This is a genomic window from Faecalibacterium sp. OF03-6AC (genome assembly GCF_003478175.1).
In the GTDB taxonomy this organism is placed as follows: Bacteria; Bacillota; Clostridia; order Oscillospirales; family Ruminococcaceae; genus Faecalibacterium; species Faecalibacterium taiwanense.
On sequence record NZ_QUEN01000004.1, the window covers coordinates 125,673 to 149,779 of the forward strand.

Annotated in this window: 26 protein-coding genes; 23 read left to right on the forward strand and 3 right to left on the reverse strand. The window is 58.9% G+C overall.

The features are described 5' to 3' along the window. Positions 1 to 3: 3 nt before the first annotated feature. Positions 4 to 918 carry a 50S ribosomal protein L11 methyltransferase gene (gene prmA / locus DXA66_RS06195; RefSeq protein WP_005943732.1) on the reverse strand — a complete coding sequence of 305 codons (915 nt, stop codon included), beginning with the start codon at positions 916 to 918 and terminating at the stop codon, positions 4 to 6. Positions 919 to 1,374: 456 nt separating this feature from the next. Here prmA and DXA66_RS06205 point away from each other — a divergent pair, with 456 nt between their 5' ends. From DXA66_RS06205 to sstT, 11 genes are all read left to right on the forward strand, one after another. Next, positions 1,375 to 2,841 carry a PTS transporter subunit EIIC gene (locus DXA66_RS06205; protein WP_118527579.1) on the forward strand — a complete coding sequence of 489 codons (1,467 nt, stop codon included), beginning with the start codon at positions 1,375 to 1,377 and terminating at the stop codon, positions 2,839 to 2,841. 164 nt (positions 2,842 to 3,005) lie between these two features. After that, positions 3,006 to 3,605, forward strand: coding sequence for a GNAT family N-acetyltransferase (locus DXA66_RS06210; protein WP_118527581.1), 600 nt, complete (start codon positions 3,006 to 3,008; stop codon positions 3,603 to 3,605). Between the two features lie 122 nt (positions 3,606 to 3,727). Beyond that, the gene (locus tag DXA66_RS06215; RefSeq protein ID WP_158576338.1) at positions 3,728 to 4,276 is read left to right on the forward strand and encodes a twin-arginine translocation signal domain-containing protein; all 549 of its coding nucleotides are present in this window, start codon (positions 3,728 to 3,730) and stop codon (positions 4,274 to 4,276) included. 326 nt (positions 4,277 to 4,602) lie between these two features. Beyond that, on the forward strand, positions 4,603 to 5,496 hold the full coding sequence (locus tag DXA66_RS06220; protein WP_118527585.1) for a phosphate ABC transporter substrate-binding protein: 894 nt from the start codon (positions 4,603 to 4,605) through the stop codon (positions 5,494 to 5,496). Between the two features lie 320 nt (positions 5,497 to 5,816). Then, complete coding sequence (pstC, locus tag DXA66_RS06225) at positions 5,817 to 6,728, forward strand: phosphate ABC transporter permease subunit PstC (RefSeq protein WP_118527587.1); 912 nt, start codon at positions 5,817 to 5,819, stop codon at positions 6,726 to 6,728. Then, positions 6,721 to 7,578, forward strand: coding sequence for a phosphate ABC transporter permease PstA (pstA, locus tag DXA66_RS06230; RefSeq protein WP_118527589.1), 858 nt, complete (start codon positions 6,721 to 6,723; stop codon positions 7,576 to 7,578). Before pstC ends, pstA begins: the two co-directional genes overlap by 8 nt. A 171-nt stretch (positions 7,579 to 7,749) precedes the next feature. Continuing rightward, positions 7,750 to 8,517 (forward strand): phosphate ABC transporter ATP-binding protein PstB, encoded by a 768-nt coding sequence (gene pstB / locus DXA66_RS06235; RefSeq protein ID WP_118527591.1) that lies wholly within the window; start codon positions 7,750 to 7,752, stop codon positions 8,515 to 8,517. Positions 8,518 to 8,531: 14 nt separating this feature from the next. After that, entirely contained in the window at positions 8,532 to 9,200 is a 669-nt protein-coding gene (gene phoU / locus DXA66_RS06240) for a phosphate signaling complex protein PhoU (RefSeq protein WP_118527593.1), read from the forward strand. A 267-nt stretch (positions 9,201 to 9,467) separates the two neighbouring features. Beyond that, complete coding sequence (locus DXA66_RS06245) at positions 9,468 to 9,857, forward strand: helix-turn-helix transcriptional regulator (RefSeq protein WP_118527595.1); 390 nt, start codon at positions 9,468 to 9,470, stop codon at positions 9,855 to 9,857. 201 nt (positions 9,858 to 10,058) lie between these two features. Continuing rightward, complete coding sequence (locus DXA66_RS06250; protein WP_118527597.1) at positions 10,059 to 10,565, forward strand: GNAT family N-acetyltransferase; 507 nt, start codon at positions 10,059 to 10,061, stop codon at positions 10,563 to 10,565. 278 nt (positions 10,566 to 10,843) lie between these two features. Next, complete coding sequence (sstT, locus tag DXA66_RS06255; protein ID WP_347562854.1) at positions 10,844 to 12,091, forward strand: serine/threonine transporter SstT; 1,248 nt, start codon at positions 10,844 to 10,846, stop codon at positions 12,089 to 12,091. Positions 12,092 to 12,137: 46 nt separating this feature from the next. Here sstT and DXA66_RS06260 read toward each other — a convergent pair whose 3' ends face one another. Both DXA66_RS06260 and DXA66_RS14100 read right to left on the reverse strand, forming a co-directional pair. Further along, positions 12,138 to 12,674 (reverse strand): ECF transporter S component, encoded by a 537-nt coding sequence (locus DXA66_RS06260; protein ID WP_118527601.1) that lies wholly within the window; start codon positions 12,672 to 12,674, stop codon positions 12,138 to 12,140. 45 nt (positions 12,675 to 12,719) lie between these two features. Beyond that, complete coding sequence (locus tag DXA66_RS14100; RefSeq protein WP_147365159.1) at positions 12,720 to 13,139, reverse strand: hypothetical protein; 420 nt, start codon at positions 13,137 to 13,139, stop codon at positions 12,720 to 12,722. Positions 13,140 to 13,153: 14 nt separating this feature from the next. On the opposite strand from DXA66_RS14100, the gene DXA66_RS06265 reads away from it, so the two are divergent. The 12 genes from DXA66_RS06265 (at position 13,154) to DXA66_RS06320 (ending at position 23,868) form a co-directional block, all read left to right on the forward strand. After that, positions 13,154 to 14,005, forward strand: a complete 852-nt coding sequence (locus DXA66_RS06265) for a transketolase (protein ID WP_118527603.1) — start codon at positions 13,154 to 13,156, stop codon at positions 14,003 to 14,005. 1 nt (position 14,006) lies between these two features. Next, positions 14,007 to 14,954 (forward strand): transketolase family protein, encoded by a 948-nt coding sequence (locus tag DXA66_RS06270; RefSeq protein WP_118527605.1) that lies wholly within the window; start codon positions 14,007 to 14,009, stop codon positions 14,952 to 14,954. 173 nt (positions 14,955 to 15,127) lie between these two features. Further along, on the forward strand, positions 15,128 to 15,436 hold the full coding sequence (gene trxA, locus DXA66_RS06275) for a thioredoxin (RefSeq protein ID WP_097776904.1): 309 nt from the start codon (positions 15,128 to 15,130) through the stop codon (positions 15,434 to 15,436). 174 nt (positions 15,437 to 15,610) lie between these two features. Then, a complete protein-coding gene (hisG, locus tag DXA66_RS06280; RefSeq protein ID WP_118527607.1) occupies positions 15,611 to 17,206 on the forward strand; it encodes an ATP phosphoribosyltransferase in 1,596 nt (531 codons plus the stop codon). Continuing rightward, complete coding sequence (hisD, locus tag DXA66_RS06285; RefSeq protein ID WP_118527609.1) at positions 17,203 to 18,480, forward strand: histidinol dehydrogenase; 1,278 nt, start codon at positions 17,203 to 17,205, stop codon at positions 18,478 to 18,480. The genes hisG and hisD overlap by 4 nt, the downstream gene beginning before the upstream one ends. An 11-nt stretch (positions 18,481 to 18,491) precedes the next feature. Beyond that, positions 18,492 to 19,553, forward strand: a complete 1,062-nt coding sequence (gene hisC / locus DXA66_RS06290) for a histidinol-phosphate transaminase (protein WP_118527611.1) — start codon at positions 18,492 to 18,494, stop codon at positions 19,551 to 19,553. Positions 19,554 to 19,556: 3 nt separating this feature from the next. Beyond that, positions 19,557 to 20,153 (forward strand): imidazoleglycerol-phosphate dehydratase HisB, encoded by a 597-nt coding sequence (hisB, locus tag DXA66_RS06295; protein WP_118527613.1) that lies wholly within the window; start codon positions 19,557 to 19,559, stop codon positions 20,151 to 20,153. Then, positions 20,150 to 20,758, forward strand: coding sequence for an imidazole glycerol phosphate synthase subunit HisH (gene hisH, locus DXA66_RS06300; RefSeq protein ID WP_118527615.1), 609 nt, complete (start codon positions 20,150 to 20,152; stop codon positions 20,756 to 20,758). Before hisB ends, hisH begins: the two co-directional genes overlap by 4 nt. Before the next feature lie 11 nt (positions 20,759 to 20,769). Continuing rightward, positions 20,770 to 21,489 (forward strand): 1-(5-phosphoribosyl)-5-[(5-phosphoribosylamino)methylideneamino]imidazole-4-carboxamide isomerase, encoded by a 720-nt coding sequence (gene hisA, locus DXA66_RS06305; protein ID WP_118527617.1) that lies wholly within the window; start codon positions 20,770 to 20,772, stop codon positions 21,487 to 21,489. A 16-nt stretch (positions 21,490 to 21,505) separates the two neighbouring features. Further along, positions 21,506 to 22,261: an imidazole glycerol phosphate synthase subunit HisF gene (gene hisF / locus DXA66_RS06310; protein WP_118527619.1), complete on the forward strand. Its 756-nt coding sequence runs from the start codon at positions 21,506 to 21,508 to the stop codon at positions 22,259 to 22,261. Positions 22,262 to 22,400: 139 nt separating this feature from the next. Then, complete coding sequence (gene hisIE / locus DXA66_RS06315; RefSeq protein ID WP_005943640.1) at positions 22,401 to 23,036, forward strand: bifunctional phosphoribosyl-AMP cyclohydrolase/phosphoribosyl-ATP diphosphatase HisIE; 636 nt, start codon at positions 22,401 to 22,403, stop codon at positions 23,034 to 23,036. Positions 23,037 to 23,043: 7 nt separating this feature from the next. Then, positions 23,044 to 23,868 carry a histidinol-phosphatase HisJ family protein gene (locus DXA66_RS06320; protein WP_118527621.1) on the forward strand — a complete coding sequence of 275 codons (825 nt, stop codon included), beginning with the start codon at positions 23,044 to 23,046 and terminating at the stop codon, positions 23,866 to 23,868. Positions 23,869 to 24,107 lie beyond the last annotated feature (239 nt).

The window sequence follows — 24,107 nt, forward strand, 5'->3', positions numbered from 1 at the left end:
TCCTTACGCTTTCTTGCAGACGATGCACTCCCAGCCGCGCTTCTCCTTCACTTCCACAACGGCAAGGCCGGCCTTTTCCAGACCTGCGATCACTTCGTCCTTGCGGCTGTCGATGATGCCGCTGGCAATAAAGGTGGCACCCTCTGCCATCAGGCCGGGCACAGCCGGTGCCAGACTGAGAATGGCGTTGGCCACGATGTTGGCGGTGATGATGTCGTATTTGCCGCTGGCCTTATCGGAAAGGTCGCCCACCAGCACGGTCAGCTTGTCCTGCACGCCGTTCAACGCGGCGTTCTCGCCTGCGGTGCGCACGGCCACAGGGTCGATGTCCACGCCCTCGGCCACAGCAGCGCCCAGCTTCAGCGCCGCAATGGCAAGGATGCCGCTGCCGGTGCCGATGTCCAGCACCCGCTCGCCGCCGGTCACCCGCTCGTCCAGCGCTTCCATGCACAGGCTGGTGGTCTCGTGGCCGCCGGTGCCGAAGGCAAGGCCCGGGTCAAGGATCAGCTTTACCCGGTCGGTGTCGTACTGCTGCCACGAGGGCACCACCGCCAGACGTTTGCCGATCTCCAGGGGGTGATAATACTTGCGCCAGCCGTTCTGCCAGTCCTCCTGCTCCACGCCCTCGGTCTCCACGGTGTAGGCGATGTTTGCAGCTTCCATGCGGGCGGCAATGAGGGCCAGCGTCTCCACGGGGGAAGCGCCCGGCTCCAGATACATATGGATGATAACGGTATCGCGGGGCTTGTCCAGCAGCTCCTGCTCGATCAGATCCACATGGGCGATCTCGGCCACCTGCTGCTCGATGTCGCTGTAGTCTTCGATATAGATGCCGCCCTCGGCGATCATGGTAGCAACGGCTTCGGCGTTGTCGGCATCGGCCTTGGCCACGGTCAGGCGGATATCAGTCCATTCCATAATGCTGTCTCCTTTTATTTTGCATCCTCGCCCTCTCCGTCATTGCTTGCGCAATGCCACCTCCCCCAAAGTGGGAGGCCTTGGCAGTCCATGCAAAGTTTGCGGTTTTGCCAAGGGCTCTCCCTTTGGGAGAGCTGGACGCGAAGCGGCCTGAGAGGGCGCATGTTCTTTATAATAGTATAGTACCCGATTCGGCTGTGGGATGCAAGCCTTTGGGCAAAATGTACGTAAAAAGAAAGGAATTTTCAACACAAAGACGACCCTTGTGAGGAAAACCCAAAAATTATCGACTGAAAAACGGCAAAATGAGGACTTTTGATGCATTTTGATAGAAAAAAGGCGAAAGGGACTTTCTTTTTTTGCGGAAATATGTTACTATTCTATTACGGAATTATGGACGGCCTGCAACCAGAGGCGTCTGTAAACACAAACATTTCTTAAGGAGGAATGTGCTTTATGATGAAGTATCTCCAGAAACTGGGCAAAGCTTTGATGCTCCCCGTCGCGGTCCTGCCGATCTGCGGTATCCTGATGGGCCTCGGTTATGCCCTTGCTCCGGGCGTTATGGGCGTTCCCGGTGCTGCAACCTCCGGTGCAGCTTACACCGTTGGCTTCCTGCTGGTCAAGGCAGGCGGCGCTCTGATCGATAACATGGCATGGCTGTTTGCCATTGGTGCCGCTGTCGGCCTTGCAGACAACGACGGTACCGCAGGTCTGGCCGGTCTGGTCAGCTTCCTGATGATGCAGCAGCTGCTGAACCCCGGTGTGGTCGGCATGGTCCGTCACCTGGAAGAAGGCACTGCTACCTACATCGCCTTCCAGAAGGTCGCCGGCAACTCCTTCATCGGCATTCTGGCCGCTGTTGTGGGCGCTGCCTGCTACAACAAGTTCAAGGATATCCAGCTGCCTGACTGGCTGGCATTCTTCTCCGGCAAGCGCTTCGTTGCAATCGCTACCGGTCTGATCTCCATTCTGGTGTCCGTTGTTCTGCTGTTCGTCTGGCCCGTCATCTTCGACGCTCTGGTCGCAATCGGCAACGGCATCGCTGGCATGGGCGGCATCGGCGCTGGCATCTACGCCTTCCTGAACCGCCTGCTGATCCCCACCGGCCTGCACCACGCTCTGAACAACGTGTTCTGGTTCGACACCATCGGTCTGGGCGACCTGTCCCACTTCTGGGCTGGCGAGACCTCTGCTGATGTGGGCTGGAGCCTTGGTATGTACATGTCCGGCTTCTTCCCCTGCATGATGTTCGGTGTCCTGGGCGCTGCTCTGGCTATGGTCAAGACCGCTAAGAACAAGAAGGCTGCCATCGGCCTGGTTCTGTCCGCTGCAATCTGCGCCTTCGTCTGCGGCGTTACCGAGCCCTTCGAGTTCGGCTTCATGTTCCTGTGCTTCCCCCTGTACGTTGTGTACGCTGCTCTGTACGGCATCTTTACCGTCATCACCTACTACTCCGGTTTCCGTGCCGGCTTCTGCTTCTCCGCAGGTGCCACCGACCTGGTGTTCTCCGCTTCTCTGCCCGCAGCTGCCAAGACTTGGATGATCATTCCTCTGGGCATCGCAGCCTTCGTGGTGTTCTACGCAGTGTTCTACTTTGCCATCACCAAGTTCGACCTGAAGACCCCCGGCCGTGAGGACGAGGACGAAGAGGCCGAGAAGAAGGTCGTTCTGGCAAACAACAACTATACCGAAGTTGCTTCCGCTGTTCTGGCTGCTGTCGGCGGCAAGGAGAACGTGAAGGACGTTGGTTACTGCGCAACCCGTCTGCGCTTTGAGGTCAAGGATAACGCCAAGGTGGACGAGAAGGCCGTCAAGGCCGCTGGTGCTGCCGGTGTCATCCGCCCCAGCAAGAACGCTTGCCAGGTGATCATCGGCACCAAGGTCCAGTTCGTGTACGACGAGCTGAAGAAGATGCTGTAACGCACACAGCATTCTGAACGGAGTTTGTGCGGGAGACTGGTTGCTCCTGCATTTCCATAAAAGCCGCCGGGAGAAGGGCAGAGCCTGCCGCTCCCGGCGGCTTTTTGCGTTCCCGCGCGAAGTGTGCTATACTGGTACAAAAGGCAGATGCGGGAGGAAAAACCATGAGCAAAGTGTACAGCTGGCGGAAACTGAACGAAAAAGAACTGACGAGGGTCTATCTGGACGAAATGCGGCGGGACTTTCCGCCCACGGAGCTCAAGCCCCTGAGCATGATCCTGAACAGCGAAGCGGACGGCACCGCCCACACATGGGGCGTGTTCGACGGCGAAACACTGGCGGCGTACCTGCTCATGGTGCGCCCGGCAGGCAGCAGGGTGAGCCAGCTGGATTACTTTGCCGTGCTGCCGGAATACCGTGCTGCAGGGCTGGGCGCGCAGCTGCTGGCCGACCTGCCGCAGCATGAGCGCGGTGCGCAGGCCATCCTCATTGAGGCCGAATGCCCGGATAAGGCGGAGGACGAAGCTATGGCTATGCGGCGGCTGGGCTTTTACGCCCGGTGCGGCGCGCGGGACACCGGATTCACCGAGCACCTGTTCGATGCATGGTTCCGCATTCTGGTGCTGGACTGCCCGGGTGCCGGTACCTTTGCGGACCGGCAGGCCGTGGATGCACTGGTGGACTGCTACCGCCGTACCATCAGCGAGACCGAGTGGCAGAAGTACGTGCAGTTCTACTGCCCGGACGGAACAAAATACTGCTGAGCAGAAGGCGCTCTGTGCAAATTATGTGTACAGAGCGCCTTTTTGTCATATTTTTGTTGACAGACTCCCAAAAAGTGGTACGCTAAAAGCACAGCAAAATGCTTTTAGAGGAGGGCAATATTATGGCAGAAAAAATGACCCGGCGTACCTTTATGAAGGGCGCAGCAGCTGCGGCTGCAGCAATCTCTTTGTCCGGCGTGCTGGTCGGCTGCGGCGGTGGAAGTGCTGCGGCCGATGAGGTGAAGCTGGGCGCATATACGGTGAAACTGTACAGTGCGAATACACATGCAGAAGTACAGGGCACCGGCGGCTCTTCGTATAAGATCACGGCAAAGGCAGATATTACATTTGATAAGAATGCGGGAGGCACATTCCAGGAACTGCCCTGTAAAGGAATGTTTACGGGTAAGATCGACACGGTTTCTCTGAATACAGACAAACCGACCGGCAGCCTTAAGATGTCGAATTTCGCAGTTCTGAACTGGTTCATGAGCAAGGCGACGGTTGATGTGGATATGACTGTCCCGGATGCGGAAACTTACCAGAAGATCGCAGACGGGACGCCGGTAGAAGTGACGGTCAAGATCAATAATATTGAAGGAACGCTGTACATTGTGCAGAGCGGCAAGGAGTTCCATGTGGTAAACACGGACCCCGGCACTGCAAACTGAGAAACAGCGCAGCATAACGAATCGAAAAGCGGAAGGTGTCATTGAGCGGCACCTTCCGCTTTTTGTCACCCTGCCCAGCGGAAAGCGGAAATTTTCGGCGCTTTTTCGGAAAATGTAAAATCAAGAGCGATGATTCCGTGACTGACTTTACAAAAAGCTGACAGACAGACAAACTCATGCGCCAAAGATTTACCTCCATTTTGCGCGGGTGTGGTCGCACGGAAAACGGCGGTGCGGTACAATAAGGCCGTTCCCAAGGAAAACACATCAAAACAAGAAAACATCGGCCGGAAATGCATTCCGGCATTTATTGGAGGAAAAGGGTTATGAAAAAGATCACCCGTCGTTCGTTTATCACTGTCTGCGGCGCTGCTGCTGCAGCTATGGCTCTGACCGCCTGCGGCGGCGCAGCCTCTTCCACTGTGGCATCCTCTGCTGCGGAGTCCACCTCTTCTTCTGCCGCTGCTGAGACCGCTGCAGGCACCCTGTCCGGCAATGTGGCTACCGGCGGTTCTACCTCTATGAAGAACGTCATCGCTGCCCTGACCGAGGGTTTTGCCGAGGTGGAGCCGGGTGTCACCGTCAGCTACGACCCCACCGGTTCCGGCGCAGGCATCACCGGTGCTACCGATAAGACGCTGGACATCGGCCTGTCCTCCCGCGCCCTGAAGGACGACGAGAAGAACGACGTGGACGGCACCACCGTGGCTCTGGACGGCATCGCCATCGTTGTCAACAAGGACAGCAAGGTGGCAGACCTGACCGTAGATCAGTTGAAGCAAATGTTCACCGGCGAGATCACCAACTGGAAGGATGTGGGCGGCGACGACGGCGAGATCGTTCTGGTGGGCCGCGAGGCCGGTTCCGGCACCCGCGATGGCTTTGAGAGCATCGTGGACGTGAAGGACAGCTGCAAGTACGCACAGGAGCTGACCGCTACCGGCGCTGTCATCAGCGCTGTGGAGGCCAATCCTCTGGCCGTCGGCTACGCTTCCCTGTCCGCTGTGGGCGACACCGTTGCCATGGTTACAGTGGAGGGTGTGGAGTGCAGCGAGGACACCGTGAAGGACGGCAGCTACAAGATCCAGCGTCCCTTCGTGTTCGTCACCAACAAGAGCGTGACCCTGTCGGAGCAGGCACAGGCCTTTGTGGACTTTGCCACCAGCAAGGACGCTGCCGACCTCATCCGCACCGCAGGCGCTGTGCCGGTGAACGAGTAACGGTTAGCGGGCTCGCCCTCTCAGGCCGCTTCGCGTCCAGCTTGCTCCCCTTCTGGCACTTTGTGCCATCTCCCCCGGACGGGGGAGTCTATCAAAGGGAGAGCCCTTGGCAAAACCGCAAACTTTGCGTGGACTGCCAAAGCCTCCCCCTTTGAGGAAAGACTTCCCCCGTTCCGGGGGAAGATGTCGCGCAGCGACAAAAAGGGGAATGTGGCACGGCGTAAGCCGTGACGGAGAGGGCGAGGCCGTTCACAAAATACCCTGCCGCGTCGGGCTGCCGTTTCTGCGAGCCGACGCGGCTTTTATAAAGGATTTCAGCTATGAACAAAAAATCCTATCTGAGCCGGGTGCGGCTGCCCCGCACCCCCGCCGAATGGCTGGAAGCGGTGATGAACTTCATCTTCTTCCTGTGCGGGATGCTGGCGGTGGGCTGCGTGGTGCTCATCTCGGTGTATATGGTGGTCTCCGGTGTGCCGGCCATCCACAAGATCGGCCTGTTCCAATTCCTGTTCGGCACAAAGTGGGCCTCCACGGCGGCCCAGCCGCTGTTCGGCATCCTGCCCTTTATCCTGTCCAGCATCTACGGCACGCTGGGCGCTGCCATCATCGGTGTGCCCATCGGCCTGCTGACGGCGGTGTTCCTCTCCAAGGCCGCCGACCCCAAGCTGCGCACCGTGGTGGTCACCGCCATTGAGCTGCTGTCCGGCATCCCCAGCGTGGTGTTCGGCCTGCTGGGCATGCAGGTGCTGGTGCCCGCCGTGGCAAAGACCTTCGGCATGGCTTCCGGTGCCTGCCTGCTGAGCGCAATCGTGGTGCTTTCCATCATGATTTTGCCCAGCATCGTGTCCGTGTCGGTCACGGCACTGAACGCCGTGCCGCCGGAGTATGAGCAGGGCAGTCTGGCACTGGGTGCCACCGACACCGAAACATGGTTCAAGATCAGCATTCCGGCAGCCAAAAGCGGCATTGCCGCAGGCATTGTGCTGGGCATCGGCCGTGCCATCGGCGAGGCCATGGCGGTGATGATGGTGGCAGGCAACAGCCCCAACATGCCGGACAGTCCCTTCCGCAGCGTCACCTTCCTGACCACCGCCATCGCCAAGGAGATGAGCTATGCCGGCGGTCTGCAGCGGCAGGCGCTGTTCAGCATCGCGCTGGTGCTGTTCGTCTTTATCATGATCATCAATGTTGTGCTGAATGTTGTGCTGAAGGGAGGAAGCCGGGATGAATAAGGGCCTTTCGCCTTCCCGTCAGATGTGGAACCGGGTCATGACCGCACTGGTCTGGGCCAGCGCTGTGCTAGTGATGGTGCTGGTGGCCGGTATCATCGGCATGGTGCTGGTGCGGGGCATCCCCCACATCAGCTGGAAGTTCCTTTCCACCACTGCCAGTGTGCTGAAAAAGACCGACGGCATCCTGCCCGCCATTCTCAACACATTGTATGTCATTGTTCTGACATTACTGATCGTACTGCCGCTGGGCGTAGGCGCGGCAGTCTACCTGACCGAGTACGCCTCCAACCGGCGGATTATCGAGGTCATCGAGTTCACCAACGAAACGCTGGCCGGTATCCCCAGCATCATCTACGGTCTGGTGGGCATGCTGGTGTTCAGTCAGGCACTGGGCTTCCAGACCTGTCTGCTGTCCGGCAGCCTGACGCTGGTAGTGATGAACCTGCCCACCATCATCCGAACCACGCAGGAATCCCTCAAGACGGTGCCGCAGGGCTACCGGGAGGGTGCCATGGGCTTGGGTGCAGGCAAGTGGCACATCATCCGCACCATCGTGCTGCCCTGCAGCATCGACGGCATCGTGACCGGCTGCATTCTGGCTGTGGGCCGCATCGTGGGCGAAAGTGCGGCCCTGCTTTTCACCGCCGGTGCCGCAGAGGTCATTGCCAAGAGCGTGGCCAAAGCCTACACCTCCAACGGTGCCACCCTGTCGGTGCTGCTGTACCTGCGTGCCTTTGAGGACGGCGATTTCGCTTCCGCATGGGGCATCGGTGGGGTGCTGCTGGTGCTGGTGCTGGCCATCAACCTTGCGGCGCGGCTGGCAAAGACCAAGCTGAAACAGAAACAGTAAAATTTGATTTTACTGTTCAAAATGGCCTCCGCGTTCGCTCTGGCCATGAATAGCGGAAAATTTATTTTTATTTCGTAGATTTGAAAAATCCGCGGATTTTTCAAATCTACATTTTCACGGGAAGGGCCGAAACAGTAAACTTCCTGTTTGAATTCAACAATGAGGTACTCTATGGAAAACACGAATGTGCCGGTCATTTCGGCAAAAGACCTGAACCTCTGGTACGGCGACTTCAAGGCACTGAAAGGCATCTCGCTGGACGTGGGCGAGCGGGAGATCACCGCTCTCATCGGCCCTTCCGGCTGCGGCAAGTCCACCTTTTTAAAGACCCTCAACCGCATGAACGACCTTGTGCCGAATGTGCGCATCGAGGGCGATGTGCGGCTCAAGGGCGAGGATATCTTTGCCCGGGAAATGCAGCTTACCGACCTGCGCCGCCGGGTGGGCATGGTGTTCCAGAAGGCCAATCCCTTCCCCATGAGCATTTACGACAACATCACCTACGGCCCCAAGCTGCACGGCGTGCGCAATAAGGCTGAGCTGGACGAGCTGGTGGAAAGCAGCCTGCGGGGCGCGGCCCTGTGGGACGAGGTGAAGGACCGCCTGAAAAAGAGCGCGCTGAGCCTTTCCGGCGGACAGCAGCAGCGTCTGTGCATCGCACGCGCGCTGGCGGTGAAGCCCGAAGTGCTGCTGATGGATGAGCCCACCAGCGCTCTGGACCCCGGCTCCACCATGAAGGTGGAGGAGCTGATGAGTGAGCTGAAGAAGAACTATACGGTGGTCATCGTTACCCACAACATGCAGCAGGCGGCCCGTATCAGCGACCGCACCGCCTTCTTCCTGCTGGGCGAGCTGGTGGAAGTGGGCCCCACGGCGCAGATCTTCAGCGCACCGCAGGATAAACGCACCGAGGACTACATTTCCGGTCGGTTCGGTTAAAGGAGGAAACAGCTATGAGTATCCGTAAACAGTACGACACCGATCTGGAATCGCTGAAAAATTCGCTGACCGAAATGGGCCGCAACTCTGCCGATGCCGTGGAGAACGCTCTGGAAGCGCTCTGCGTTGCTGATGCCGATGCGGCTGCGGCCATCGTGAAGGGGGATGCCCGCATCAACAATATGGAGCGGGATATCGAGCACCGCTGCATGACGTTGCTGCTGCGTCAACAGCCGGTGGCAGGCGATCTGCGCCGCATCTCCACTGCCATGAAGGTGGTCACGGATATTGAGCGCATCGGCGACCATGCCGCCGACATCGCCGAGATCATCCCCCACCTTGTTACCGTCCGCAAAGAGGGCGACCCGGCGGTAAGTCAGGCCATTGTCATGGGCAAAAAGGCCCACCAGATGATTCTGGATGCCCTCGATGCCCTGACGGCAGAGGACGAAAATGCCGCCCGCAGGGTGATTGCCGCAGACGACGAGGTGGATTACGACTTCAATGCCATCAAGCATCAGCTGGCGCAGGAGATCGCCGAAGATCCCGGCAAGGTGGATGCAGCGCTGGACCTGCTGATGGTCATTAAGTATCTGGAGCGCATCGGCGACCACGCCGTGAATGTGGCCGAGTGGGTGCAGTTCGTGCGCACCGGCCGCTATAAGGACGAGAGCATGTTCTGAGCATTTCCCTTCCTCATTTTTGAGGGTTCGTGTTTTCTTTATTTCTCCTGAAAAAGGCCGTTTCTGCCCGGTGCGGAAGCGGTCTTTTTCTGTAAGACGAAACTCGTGGACGAAAAATAATAAAAGTTTTTTAGCTTTCTGCAATATTCCGGCAGGCCGGTTCGTATCAGAAGTGTAAGGGCCGGCAAAGGGCCTGCGATCTCTGTGCGGCGGGTGTCCGGCTTCCCCCAGTCCCCGCCCGCCGCACCTTTATGGAGGAAGATCAAAATGACACAGATGAAGCATTTTCCGCTGGAAGCACGCAGCGAGACGGTCAGCCGCGAAGCACTGGTGCAGGCGGCACTCAAAGAGATCACCCAGAATTACCGCGAAGCAAGCCTTTCCAACGTGGCACGGGAGTACGGCGTTTCGCTGGCATATGTCAGCGAGTGCGTGCGTGCCCAGACCGGACGCACCTATAAGGAATTGCTGCAAAAGCACCGTATGGAGACCGCTGCCCGCCTGCTGCGCCGCAGCGACATGAACATCCAGCAGATCATTTCTCTGGTGGGCTACGAGAACACCAGCTATTTCTACCGCCTGTTCCACGAGCGGTATGGTCTCAGCCCGCGGGAATACCGGCTGGTGCGCACCGGCCATGGCCGCGCCAGCGCATAAGGTACTTGCTCTAAAAGCAGGGACTGCTGCACATCGTTTTAGCCGAAAGTGCAGCAGCCCCTGCTTTTTGCCGTTTTGGAGCAGTTTAAGGTACTTTGGTGCGGGAACTGGATTTTTATGGTAATTTGTAGTACAATAAGAACAATTCTCAAAGTGCTGTGCCGAACCGAGCGCAGCACAGAAAAGACGAGGTGGAATGGAATGTTTCGTGGAGCAGTGAGAGGTGATCTTGCGCAGATCCTGAAGATCTATGCCCATGCCCGTGCCGCAATGAAGGAATCCGGCAACCCGACCCAATGGGGGGATGATTTCCCGCCGCAGGAACTGCTGGAGGAGGATATCGACTCGAACCGGTTGTTCCTCTATGTGGTCAACGGACAGATCGAGGCCGTATTTGCATTTATTCTGGGGGCAGACCCCACCTATGCCGCCATTGAGGACGGCCAGTGGCTGGACGATACCCTGCCCTATGGCACGGTGCACCGTCTGGCATCGGCCGGAAAGCACAAGGGCGTGGCATCGGCAGTGCTGGACTGGAGCATGGAGCACTGCCAGAGCCTGCGTGCCGACACCCACGCCGACAACAAGATCATGCAGCATCTGCTGGAAAAGAACGGCTTTACCCGCTGCGGCATCATCCATGTGGCAGACGGCTCGCCCCGCTTTGCCTACCAGAAGCTTGCCCCCACCCAGCCGCTGGAAGCATAAAAATACAAAAACCTCTGGAGCTGTTGCACTGGATTTTATCCTTGCGCAACAGCCCCTTTTATTTTTCCTGAAAAGCAAACCTGTCCTTGCTACAAATACAGATTGACAGAAAAACCCCATGGGCACCGACCTGAATGCAAATTTGTGAACGAAAAATGTCTGAAAATGCTTTCATTTCTCTGCCGTATGTGCTATAATAACACCCGTCCTTGTGTAAGAGACAGGAAGCTGTGCGCCATTGGCGTACAATAGGAAAGAGGAGTGTCTATATGAAAACGTTGAATAAGGCAGTTGCCCGCTACAACGGCATCAGCCTGATCGTTCGCATTCTGATCGGTCTGATCATCGGTGCGGTGCTGGCTCTGGTGGCCCCCGGTGCAGGCTGGGTGGGTGAACTGGGCAGCCTGTTCGTTGGCGCACTGAAGGGCATCGCCCCGGTGCTGGTGTTCGTGATTGTGGCAAGTGCTCTGGCACAGGGTTCTTCCAAGCTGGACCGCCGCTTCGGCACGGTCATCTGGCTGTACATGCTCACCACCTTTCTGGCTGCTGCCATCGCAGTGGTGACTAGCTTTATGTTCCCGGTCACGGTCGTGCTGGCAGACGCTGCCCAGTCGGACGTGGTGCCGCAGGGTCTGGGCGAAGTGATGGGCACTCTGCTCACCAACTTTGTGGCAAACCCCGTCAGTGCCATCATGAGCGGCAACTACATCGGCATCCTGTTCTGGGCCTGCATGTTCGGCGTGGCCATGAAGAAGATCGGCTCTGACACCACCAAGACCTTTATGGCAAACACCGCCGATGCGGTCTCCCAGATCGTGCGCTGGATTATCAATCTGGCACCCTTCGGCATCATGGGTCTGGTCTACACCAATGTTTCCGGCAACGGCCTTGCCATCTTTACCCAGTACGGCAAGCTGCTGGCCCTGCTGGTGGGCACCATGCTGTTCATGGCCCTCATCGTCTCCCCCCTCATCATGTTCCTCTATCTGGGCTGCAACCCCTATCCGCTGGTGTTCCGCTGCCTGCGTGAGTCCGGCCTGACCGCCTTCTTCACCCGCAGCTCCGCCGCCAACATCCCCGTGAACATGGCTCTGTGCGAAAAGCTGGGTCTGGACAAGGATATGTACTCCGTCTCCATCCCGCTGGGCGCTACCATCAACATGGACGGTGCCGCCATCACCATCACCATCATGACGCTGGCCGCTGCTAACACTTTGGGCATTCAGGTGTCTCTGCCTGCAGCCATCGTGCTGAGCGCCATGAGCGCTCTGGGTGCCTGCGGTGCTTCCGGCGTGGCCGGCGGTTCCCTGCTGCTGATCCCCATGGCCTGCTCCCTGTTCGGCATTTCCAACGATGTCGCCATGCAGATGGTGGGCGTCGGCTTCATCATCGGCGTGGTGCAGGACTCTGTGGAGACTGCCCTGAACTCTTCCGGTGACGTGGAGTTCGCCGCCACCGCCGAGTACCATCAGTGGCGCAAGCAGGGCAAGCCCCTGCCGGAGTTCCTGAGCGGCAAGAAGAATTAAAAGAGTAAAAAAATGGCTGGCATCCTGCGATGCCAGCCATTTTTTGTCAGTCGATGACCTTTGCCTTCTGCAAAGCCACCAAAATCAGCGGGATGAGCACCAGCTGTGCAATGATGCCCGGCACGGCGGTGAGCAGTGCGCCGGACAAAAACGCGCTGAACGGGAAGCTGGAACCGGTCAGGCCGGCCAGCACAAAGCGTACCGTACCCCAGACCAAACGGCCTGCCACCATGGCGGTGACAAGAGAAGCGTACATCATGGGCACGGTGTGCTTCACCTTGTGCCAGAGCACGCCGGACACAAGGCCGTAGGCGGCCAGCTCAAAGGCCATGGCAATGGCGATGGGGAACATCGGCGGCATGCCGAACAGCACCGACCGCACCAGCGGAGCAATGAAGCCCACGGCAAGGCCCCATGGGCCGCCCAGCACAAAGCCGCACAGCAGAATGGGAAAGTGCATCGGGCACAGCATGTTGCCCACCTGCGGCACATGGCCGGTGATCATGGGCAGCACAAAGGCCAGTGCAAGGAACAGTGCAGCCAGCACGAGGCTGCGGGTGGTGGAATGGGGGTTCGTTTTCATAAAAAGCTTCCTCCTTTGGCCAGACAAAAAAGGGGTCTGCCCGGCTTACAAGCCAACGGCAGACCCCTTCGTGGTGTCTATAGCAGCAAAAATAAGATGGCAGAACGCAAAGGCCCCCTGTGGGTTTTGCTCTGCACCGCTGCGTAAGCGCAGCGGTGGATAAAATGCTCTATCAGGATGGAGAACACGGGCTTCTGTCCGCACACCCGGCTTCGTGCCGGAATCTGTGAAAAATATAGCAGATGCCTCTGGCTTTGTCAAGATACGGCAAAAAGCCTGCAATTTGACCAAAAAGCGGCAAATTTCCGTGAATATTTCCCCGCGTGTGTACATTTTGCATGAAGAAGCTTGACCTTTTTGCATAGAATAGCTAATATAAACTTGAAAAAGAGCGCGCTGCGGGCAGCAGGACTGCACCGGCGCTGACGAAAGGCTTTTTTGAACATGTGCAAATCTGAGGTTCATACGGGAGGACCATCATGACAAATGCAGAAAAACTTACTCTGGCCAAGCACGCCTGCCACATCCGCATGGGCGTGATCGAGGGCACGCACAGCGCAAAGTGCGGCCATCCGGGCGGCAGTCTGGATATCGCCGAGCTGCTGAGCTACCTCTATTTCGTGGAAATGAACATCGACCCGAAGGACCCCAAGATGGCCGACCGCGACCGTCTGGTGCTGTCCAAGGGCCATGCTGCACCGGCACTGTATGCAGCGCTGGCAGAGCGCGGCTATTTCCCGGTGGAAGACCTCAAGACCCTGCGTAAGATCGGCAGCTATCTGCAGGGCCACCCCAACATGAACGAGACCCCGGGCGTGGATATGTCCACCGGCAGTCTGGGTCAGGGCGTGTCTGCCGCTTGCGGCATGGCACTGGGTGCCAAGCACGCCGGTAAGCCCATCAACGTCTTTGCCATCGTGGGCGACGGCGAGGTGGAAGAGGGCGAGTGCTGGGAAGCTTTCATGTTTGCCGCACACTACGGCCTTTCCAACCTGTGCGTTGTGCTGGACCGCAACCATCTGCAGATCGACGGCACCACCGAGACCGTGATGAACAGCGCCCCGCTGGAAGAGAAGCTGAAGGCCTTCAACTTCAATGTTGTCACCATCGACGGCCACGACTACGACCAGATCGAAGCCGCCATGCAGGCATTCCATGCAGAGACTGTAAAGCCCACCTGCATCATCATGGACACCACAAAGGGCAAGGGCGTTTCCTATATGACCAACTCTGTGGACTGGCACGGCAAGGGCCCCAACGATGACGAGTACAAGATCGCAATTGAGGAACTGAACGCCGCATACGCCGCGCTGGAGCAGGAGGAAAACTAAGATGGCAGATGTGAAGAAGATCGCTACCCGTGAAAGCTACGGCAACACCCTGAAGGAGCTGGCCGCAGAGGGCCACGAGGATCTGGTGGTGCTGGACGCAGACCTTGCTGCCGCCACCAAGACCGGCATGTTCCGCAAGGCTTACCCGGATCGTCATTTTGACTGCGGCATTGCCGAGGGCAACATGATGGGCGTGGCTGCGGGCCTGTCCACCATGGGCTACGTGCCCTTTGTTTCCAGCTTTGCCATGTTCGCCGCCGGCCGTGCCTTTGAGCAGGTGCGCAACTCCATTGGCTATCCCCACCTGAACGTGAAGATCGGTGCTACCCACGGCGGCATCTCGGTGGGCGAGGACGGCGCTTCCCATCAGTGCTGCGAGGACTTTGCCCTCATGCGCAGCATCCCCGGCATGACCGTGGTCTGCCCCGCCGACGATGTGGAGGCCCGTGCCGCTGTGCGTGCTGCCTACGCAATGGAAGGCCCCGTCTATCTGCGCTTTGGCCGTTTGGCTGTGCCTGTGTTCCACGATGCCGAGAACTATCACTTCGAGATCGGCAAGGGTGAGCAGATCACTGAGGGCAGCGACATTGCCATCATCGCCACCGGCCTGATGGTCAACGAAGCCCGCATGGCTGCGGAGCAGCTGGCTGCCGAGGGCATCCATGCCCGGGTCATCAACATCCACACCATCAAGCCTCTGGACGAGGAGATCGTCCTCAAGGCTGCAAAGGAGTGCGGCAAGGTCATCACCGCCGAGGAGCACAACGTCATCGGCGGTCTGGGCGAGGCCGTCTGCGCCGTGCTGAGCGAAAAGCTGCCTACTCCGGTGCGCCGCGTAGGCGTGCAGGACGTGTTCGGCTGCTCCGGCCCTGCATGGGACCTGCTGCGTGAGTACGGTCTGGACGCCGCTACCATCTGCAAGACTGCCCACGAAATGCTGGGCAAATAAAGCTGTCCGGAATCTCACAAAAGCTGAAGGGGCTGCTGCACGTTTGTTCAAAACGATGTGCAGCAGCCCCTTTTTGCGCCCCAATGTGACCCGGTTACGGAAAAGCCCTGGCGTTTTGGGTATACTGATGCCATAAGAACAACCACGAACGAACCCTTTCAGGAGGTAGAAATATGGCAGTTGTTACGATCACGAAAGAAAATTTTGAGCAGGAGGTGCTGCAGAGCGCAAAGCCTGTCCTGCTGGACTTCTGGGCCAGCTGGTGCGGCCCCTGCCGCATGCTCAGCCCCGTTGTGGACGAGGTAGCTGAGGAGCGCACCGATGTGAAGGTGGGCAAGGTGAATGTGGACGAGCAGCCGGAGCTGGCCGGGGAGTTCGGCGTCATGAGCATCCCCACTCTGCTGGTGTTTGAGCAGGGCAAGCTGGTGCGTCAGGCCGTGGGTGCCCGCCCGAAGGCCAGTGTGCTGGAGCTGCTTGGGTAAATATGCGTGCTGAAAAGGAGCTGTTGCGCCATGCGACGGCTCCTTTTCTTCTTTTCCCTGTACAAACGCACAGAAAAATCGTATCATTGAGTTGGAAACACCGTCACTTTCCTACTTTACAACTTTACCGAGATAAAGTAAAATAAACTCAAGTAAGAAATGGGGGAACCGACAATGGAATTCAGCATTGCAAACCTGCAGCCCAAGGAGCGCGCCTCCTTTGCGCTGCGCGCCTTGTACGAAGCGGCGGGCTGCCGCAAGTATCATATGGGCCGGTTTGAGGAGTACGGCCTGTATCAGGCCAACCGCAGCTTTTTGTCGTCCGAGCAGGTCATCACCTTTACCGATCTGGATGGCCGTCTGCTGGCCCTCAAGCCGGACGTGACCCTCTCCATTGCCAAGACGGCACAGCCCGCCCCCAGCGAGACCCTGTGCTACTACTATCACGAGAACGTCTACCGCCCTTCCGCCGAGAGCCACACCTTTAAAGAGATCAGCCAGATGGGCCTTGAGATGCTGGGTGCGGTGGGCGAAGCACAGGTGCAGCAGGCGGTGTGTCTGGCGGCGCGGTCGCTGGATGCGCTGGGGGCCGAGTGGGTGCTGGAAGTGAGCCACATGGGCTACCTGTTCGGCCTGTTCGACGCGCTGGGCGTGCCGGATGCCGCCCGCGCAAAGCTGCTGGAAAAGCTGCGGGAGAAAAACGCCCACGAGCTGCGGGCTGCAGCCGGAGCAGCCGGTCTTGCCGATGCCGCCGACATCCTGTGCAGCGTGCTGGGCCTCTGCGGCAGCTATGCCGATACCCTTGCAAAGGCCGCTGCCCTGTGCCGCAATGACGCCATGCGCGCGGCTGTGGCCGAGCTGGAAGCGCTGGCTGTGCCGCTGGAAAAGGCGGGCGGCGTGATCCGGCTGGACATGACGCTGGCCGGTGAGATGGAATACTACAACGGCCTTGTGTTTCAGGGCTATCTGAAAGCCCTGCCCCGCCCCCTGCTCAAGGGCGGCCGCTACGACCTGTTGATGCAGAAGTTCACCCCCGGTGCCGGTGCCATCGGCTTTGCGGTCTATCTGGACGAGCTGGACCGCCTGAGCGCCCCGCTGCCGCCGGTGCAGAAGAACAGCACCGACAGGGTGATGCTGAACGTGGCTCTGCCCAAGGGCCGTCTGGGCGATAAGGTGTATCACCTGCTGGCGGGCATCGGCTACGGCTGCCCGGAGGACTACAACGCCACCCGCAAGCTGGTGGTGGAAAACCCGGAGGCCGGCATCCGCTACTTCCTCGTCAAGCCCAGCGACGTTGCCATCTATGTGGAGCACGGTGCCGCCGATGTGGGCATCGTGGGCAAGGACATCCTCACAGAGGCTTCTGCCGATGTGTACGAGCTGCTGGACACCGGCCTTGGCAAATGCCGCATGTGCGTTGCCGCCCCGGCCGATTACCAAGACGACCCCAGCCGCCCGGTGCGGGTGGCCACCAAATTCGTCAACATTGCAAAGAGCTACTACGCATCTATGGGGCGGGACATCGATATCATCAAGCTGAACGGCTCCATTGAGCTGGCCCCCATTCTGGGCCTTTCGGACGTCATCGTGGATATCGTGGAGACCGGCACCACCCTGCGGGAGAACGGCCTGAAGGTGGTCACCGAGTTCATGCCCATCTCGGCCCGGTTCATTGCCAACAAGGCCAGCTACCAGTTCAAGCACGCCGAAATGGACACCATGCTGGAAAAGCTGCGGGCGGAACTGCAGAACAAGGAGGAAGCAAAATGATCAAGCTGTATAACTTTGACGAGCTGAAGCCCGAAGAGATTCTGAACCGTGATATCCGCGCGGAAAAGAACGTGGAGGATGTGGTGGACGGCATCATTGCCGATGTGCGCGCCCGGGGCGACGATGCCCTGAAGGATTATGCGCTGAAATTTGACGGCGCGAAGATCGATGCCCTGCAGGTGACGCAGGAGGAGATCGACGAAGCCTTTGCGGGCATGGACCCCTACTTCCTCGAAACGCTGCGCGAAGCCGCTGCCAACATCGAGAGCTTCCACCGCCAGCAGGTGCACAAGAATTTTGTGGTGAACGACAAGCCCGGCATCGTGCTGGGGCAGAAATATACCCCCATTGAAAAGGCCGGTGTCTATGTGCCCGGCGGCACGGCGGCCTATCCCTCTACCGTGCTCATGGACGTGATCCCGGCAAAGGTGGCAGGCGTGTCCGAGATCGTCATGACCACCCCCGCCGGAAAGGACGGCAGGGTGAACCCGGTCATCCTTGCAGCCGCTGCCACCGCAGGCGTGACCAGGATCTTCAAGACCGGCGGCGCACAGGCTGTGGCGGCTCTCGCCTACGGCACCCAGAGCATCCCTGCGGTGGATAAGATCGTTGGCCCCGGCAACATCTACGTTGCCACCGCCAAGCGCAAGGTGTTCGGCAAGGTGGGCATCGATATGATCGCAGGCCCCAGCGAAATTCTGGTGCTGGCCGACGGCGGCTGCAACCCCGCATGGGTGGCAGCAGACCTGCTGAGTCAGGCCGAGCACGACAAACTGGCAAGCCCGGTCCTCGTCACCGACAGCCCGGAGCTGGCCAAGGCCGTGCAGGCGGAGCTGGAGGTGCAGATCCCGCAGCTGCCCCGTGCCGCCATCGCCCGCGCCAGCGTGGACGACAACGGCAAGATCATCCTCTGCACCGACCTGCACAAGGCCATTGAAGCCTGCAACATCATTGCACCGGAACATCTGGAAGTGTGCGTGGAGGACCCCTTCGGCGTGCTGAACGAGATCAAAAACGCAGGCAGCATCTTCCTTGGCCGCAACGTGCCGGAAGCGCTGGGCGATTACTTTGCAGGCCCCAACCACACCCTGCCCACCAGCGGCACCGCCCGCTTCTCAAGCCCCTTGGGCGTAGACGACTTTGTAAAAAAGTCCAGCTTCCTCTACTACACCCGGGAAGCGCTGGGCGAAGTAGCCCCCCGCATCGCCGATTTTGCCGAGCGCGAGGGCCTGCACGCCCACGCCCGCAGCGTGACCATCCGGTATGAAAAGTGAGGATTTGAACCATGAGTAAATTCCTTTCTCCCACGCTGGCCGCTGTCACCCCCTACACCCCGGGTGAGCAGCCGCAGGATCAGCAGTACATCAAACTGAACACCAACGAAAGCCCCTATCTGCCCTCCCCGGCGGTGATCGCTGCCGTGAGCGAGCACGAGGTGGAAAAGCTGCGCCTTTACTCCGACCCCGCCTGTGCCGACCTGCTCAAGGCGGCCGCAGCCCACTTCGGTTTGCAGCCGGAGCAGATCATGCCCGGCAATGGCAGCGACGAGAACCTCTTCTTTGCGCTGCGTGCCTTCTGCGACGCAGACCACCCGCTGGCCTATGCCGACATCACCTACGGCTGCTACGGCGTGTGGTGTGGGCTGATGCACATTCCCAGCCACATCATCCCGCTGAAAGAGGATTTCACCCTTGACCCGAAGGACTACTACGGCCTGAACCAGACCATCGTCCTTGCAAACCCCAACGCCCCCACCGGTATTGCACTGCCCCGGGCGGAAATTGAGGGCATCTTAAAGGCAAACCCGAACAATGTGGTCATCGTGGACGAGGCCTATGTGGACTTTGGCGGCGAGAGCTGCGTGCCCCTCATCGACCAGTACGAGAACCTGCTGGTGGTGCAGACTTTTTCCAAGTCCCGGCAGCTGGCCGGTGCGCGTCTGGGTCTTGCCATGGGCAATGCAAAGCTCATTGCCGACCTGAACCGGGTCAAGTTCAGCCTGAACCCCTACAACATCAACCGCCTGACCCTGAAGGCCGGGCAGGCTGCGCTGGAAGATACCGCTTATTTTGACAGGACCCGCGCCGCCATCGTGGACACCCGCGCATGGACAAAACAACAGCTGGAACAGCGCGGATTTGCCGTGCTGGACAGCCGCTCCAACTTCCTGTTTGCAAGTACCAACAGGAAAGACGGCGAAACACTCTACAAAGAGTTGAAGAAAAATGGCATTCTGGTGCGCCATTTTGACGCGCCCCGCATCCAGAACTGGCTGCGCATCACCATTGGCACGCCGGAACAGATGCAGACGCTTATGGAAACGCTGGATAAGATCATGGAGGAATGAACCATGCCGAACCGAATGATCTCGCTGGAACGCAACACCAATGAGACCCAGATCGACCTTACCCTTGATCTGGACGGCACCGGCCGCTACGAGGTGGACACCGGGTGCGGCTTTCTGAACCACATGCTGGAGCTGTTCGCCCGCCATGGCCGTTTTGACTTAGTGCTCACCTGCCACGGCGATGTGCAGGTGGACTACCACCACACCACCGAGGATGTGGGCATTGCACTGGGTCAGGCCTTTGCACGGGCGCTGGGCGATATGCGCGGTATCCAGCGCTACGGCAGCTTTTATCTGCCCATGGATGAAGCGCTGATCCTGTGCGCCGTCGATCTTTCGGGCCGCTGCACTCTGAACTGGGATGTCCATTGCAGCACCGAAAAGGTGGGCGATTTTGACGTGGAGTGCGCCAAGGAATTCTGGCTGGGCTTTGCCCGCAGCGTGCCGGCCACTGTCCATTTTGTACAGTTTGCCGGTGAAAATACCCACCACATCCTCGAGGCCTGCTTCAAGGGCGCAGGCCATGCATTGGGCGCGGCCGTGAAGATCGACGAAGCCCACAAGGACGAAATTCCTTCCACGAAAGGACTGCTGGTATGATCGCAATTATCGATTACGGCGTGGGCAACCTGTTCAGCCTGAAGTCCAGCCTGAAACAGCTGGGACTGGAAGCCGTTGTGACTGCGGATGCGGACACCATCCGCAAAGCCGACCGGCTCATCCTGCCGGGCGTGGGCGCTTTTGCCGATGCCATGGCAAAGCTGGAGGCAACGGGTCTTGTGCCGGTCATGAAAGAAGAAGCCGAAAAGAAGCCGCTGCTGGGCATCTGCCTTGGCATGCAGCTGCTGTTTGAAAAGAGTTACGAGTACGGTGAGCACGAAGGCCTTGGCTTTGTGAAGGGCGAGGTCTGCCCGCTGGAGCCCGACCTTGCGGACAAGAGCCTGAAGGTGCCGCAGATCGGCTGGAACGCCTTGCACCTTGTAAAGGACGACCCGCTGTTCAAGTACATCCGTGAGGGAGAATACGTCTATTACGTCCACAGCTACTACGGCAAGAACTGTACGGAGAGTACACTGGCTGTGAGCGACTATTCCATTCCCGTCACCGGCGCGGTGCGGGCAGGCAGGGTGTACGGCACCCAGTTCCACCCGGAAAAGAGCGGGGATACCGGCCTGCGCATTCTGAAAGCATTTGCGGAATTGTAAGGAGAAAAATTATGCAGCTTTTTCCAGCCATCGACCTGCGGGGCGGCAAGGTGGTGCGCCTGACGCAGGGCGACTACAGCCGCATGACCGTCTACGGCGAGGACCCCTGTGCACAGGCGCGGGAGTTCCTTGCAGCGGGGGCCAAAAATCTGCACGTCGTCGATCTGGACGGCGCAAAGGACGGCACCCTTTCCAACTACGATACCATTGCCGCGCTGGCAAAACAGGGCGGCTTATACATTGAGGTGGGCGGCGGCATCCGCACCGAGGAGCGCATTGAAACATATCTTTCCCTCGGCGTGGGCCGCTGCATCCTTGGCAGCGTGGCGGTGACGGATTTTGCCTTTACCGCCCGGATGCTGAAAAAATACGGCGATAAAATTGCCGTGGGCGTGGACGCAAAGGACGGCTATGTGGCCATCCATGGCTGGAAGGAGGTCAGCGCCGAGCCGGGCGTGGACTTCTGCAAGCGGCTGGAAGATGCCGGATGCACCGCCATCATCTACACGGACATTGCCTGCGACGGTGCCATGAGGGGCACGAACCTCGGACTGTACCGCACGCTTGCCAAAGAGGTGCCCGGCGTGGCCTTTACGGCCAGCGGCGGCATCTCGTCCGAAGCAGAGCTTCTGGAACTGAAAAAAATGGGCACTGCCGCTGCCATTTTGGGCAAGAGCCTGTACACCGGCGCACTGGACCTTGCGCGCTGCGTGCATCTGGTGCAGGAGTGAACGGAGGGGAAACGACATGATCACCAAACGCATTATCCCCTGCCTTGATGTGCGAAATGGCCGCGTGGTCAAGGGCACGAACTTTGAAGGCATCCGGGACGTGGCCGACCCGGTGGAAATGGCCCGCATGTACAACGCTGCCGGTGCCGACGAGCTGGTGTTCTACGATATCACCGCCAGCTTCGAGGGGCGGGCACTGTTCACGGATATCCTGACCCGCGTCGCCAGCGAAATTTTTATCCCGCTCACGGTAGGCGGCGGCATCAACACGCTGGAAGATTTTGACCGGGTGCTCAAGTGCGGCGCGGACAAGGTCAGCGTCAACTCGGGCGCACTCAAAAATCCCGGCCTTATCCCGGCGGCAGCACAGCGCTACGGCAACCAGTGCGTGGTGCTCTCTGCCGATGTGAAGCGGGTGGACGGCCAGTTCCGGGTGTTCGCCAAGGGCGGGCGCGAGGACACCGGCCGGGATGCACTGGACTGGATCAGCTGGTGCGTGGACCACGGCGCAGGCGAGATCTGCCTGAACAGCATCGATACCGACGGCGTGCGCAGCGGATTCGACCTTGAGATGCTGGATGCAGTTGCGGCGCGGGTGAACGTGCCCATCATTGCCAGCGGCGGCGCAGGCAAAAAGGAAGACTTTCTGGAGCTGTTCCGCCACAAGGGCATCGACGCAGGCCTTGCGGCGGGCATCTTCCACCAGAAGCTGCTGACCATCCGCGACCTGAAAGAATACCTCAACGCAAACGGCGTGGAGATGCGGCTGTAACGCCGGGGCATTTCTCCCCGGCGCGGGGAGAAGCCGTAACGCGAAACTGGATTTCCGCAAAAACAACCCGCAAACTCTTGCGTTTGCGCACCGAATACGCTAAACTAGTAATATCCCCATCCGGGGAGGGAGAACCGTTATGAATCTGAAATTTGATGAAAAGGGCCTGATCCCTGCCATCGTGCAGGACCACTACACCAAAGAGGTGCTCACCCTCGCATACATGAACGCCGAGACGCTGGCGCTCACCATTGCCGAGGGCCGCACTGTGTTCTGGAGCCGCAGCCGTCAGGAGATCTGGCGTAAGGGCGAGACCAGCGGCAATGTGCAGCGGGTGGTGTCCATCACCGCCGACTGCGATGCCGATGCACTGGTGGTGGAAGTGGTCAAATCCGGCCCCGCCTGCCACACCGGCGCCGAGAGCTGCTTTTTCAACGAAGTATACGTCTCGCCGGAGCTGAAGCAGTTCAGCTGGCAGGGCCTGTACCAGCTCATCAAGGGCCGCAAGGATAGCCCCAAGGAGGGCAGCTACACCACCTACCTGTTCGAGAAGGGCAAGGAGAAGATCCTGAAAAAGGTGGGCGAAGAGTGCACCGAGGTCATCATTGCGGGCGAAAAAGAGGATAAGGAAGAGACCGTTTACGAGATCAGCGATCTTGCCTACCATGTTCTGGTGCTGATGGTCAGCGCCGGCATCACGGTGGAGGATGTGACCCGTGAACTGGAAAAACGTCACGTCATTGACCACAAGGTCAAACAGGAAAGGATGCAGTGAATTATCTATGGCAGATTATAAGAAGTCCAGTGTCCATTGCCACTCCACCATGTGCGATGGCAAAAATACCTTGCAGGATATGGCAAGTGCTGCGTGTGCGCAGGGCCTGACCACGCTGGGCTTCACCGGCCATAGCTACACCCAGCGCGACCGTGAATACTGCATGAGCCCCAGCCGCACCGCCCAGTACAAGGCCACCATTGCCAAGCTCAAGACTGAGTACAAGGGCAAGGTGGATATCCTGTGCGGCATCGAGTGGGATATCCTGAGCGAGGATAAGCGCACCGGCTACGATTACTGGATCGGCAGCGCACACCACCTGTACGGCAAGAACACCGGCAAGTATTACGAGATCGATTTCCGCCCGCAGGACCTGTGGGACTGCATCAACGATGATTTTGACGCAGACCCCCTTGCCGCTGTGGAAGCCTACTTTGCCGAGGTGGAAAAGGTGGCTGCCCTCAAGCCGGATATTCTGGCCCACATCGACCTCATCAAGAAGCTGAATGCCAACGGTGAGTTCTTCGACGAAGAGTCGCCCCGCTACAAGGCCGCTGCCCTCAAGGCACTGCAGGCCGCAAAGGCAAACGATTGCCTGCTGGAAGTGAATACCGGCGGTGTGTACCGCGGCTACCGCAAGGACTTCTACCCCGGCCCGTGGCTGCTGGGCGAGTGGCAGAAGATGGGTGGCAAGGTCATCATCACTTCTGATTCTCATGATATCAACAGCCTGACCTACGGCTTTGACGAAGCTGCCGCCGCCATCAAGGCTGCAGGCTTTACCAGCGTGCAGGTGCTTACCGGCAGCGGCTTCGAGACGCAGGAGCTGTAAGAGCGCTATTTTATTGCCAGCATCCTCGCCCTCTCAGTCATCGCTGACGCGATGCCAGCTCCCCCAAAGTGGGAGCCTTTGGCAGTCCACGCAAAGTGCATCGTTATGCCAAGGCCTCTCCCTTTGGGAGAGGTGGCACCGAAGGTGACGGAGAGGGCGAGCCAGCAAAAAGATCGATCATCTGCAATGCCTTTTCCTGTTTTTTATAAATCGGGAGGGGATTGCAGATGTTTTGTTTT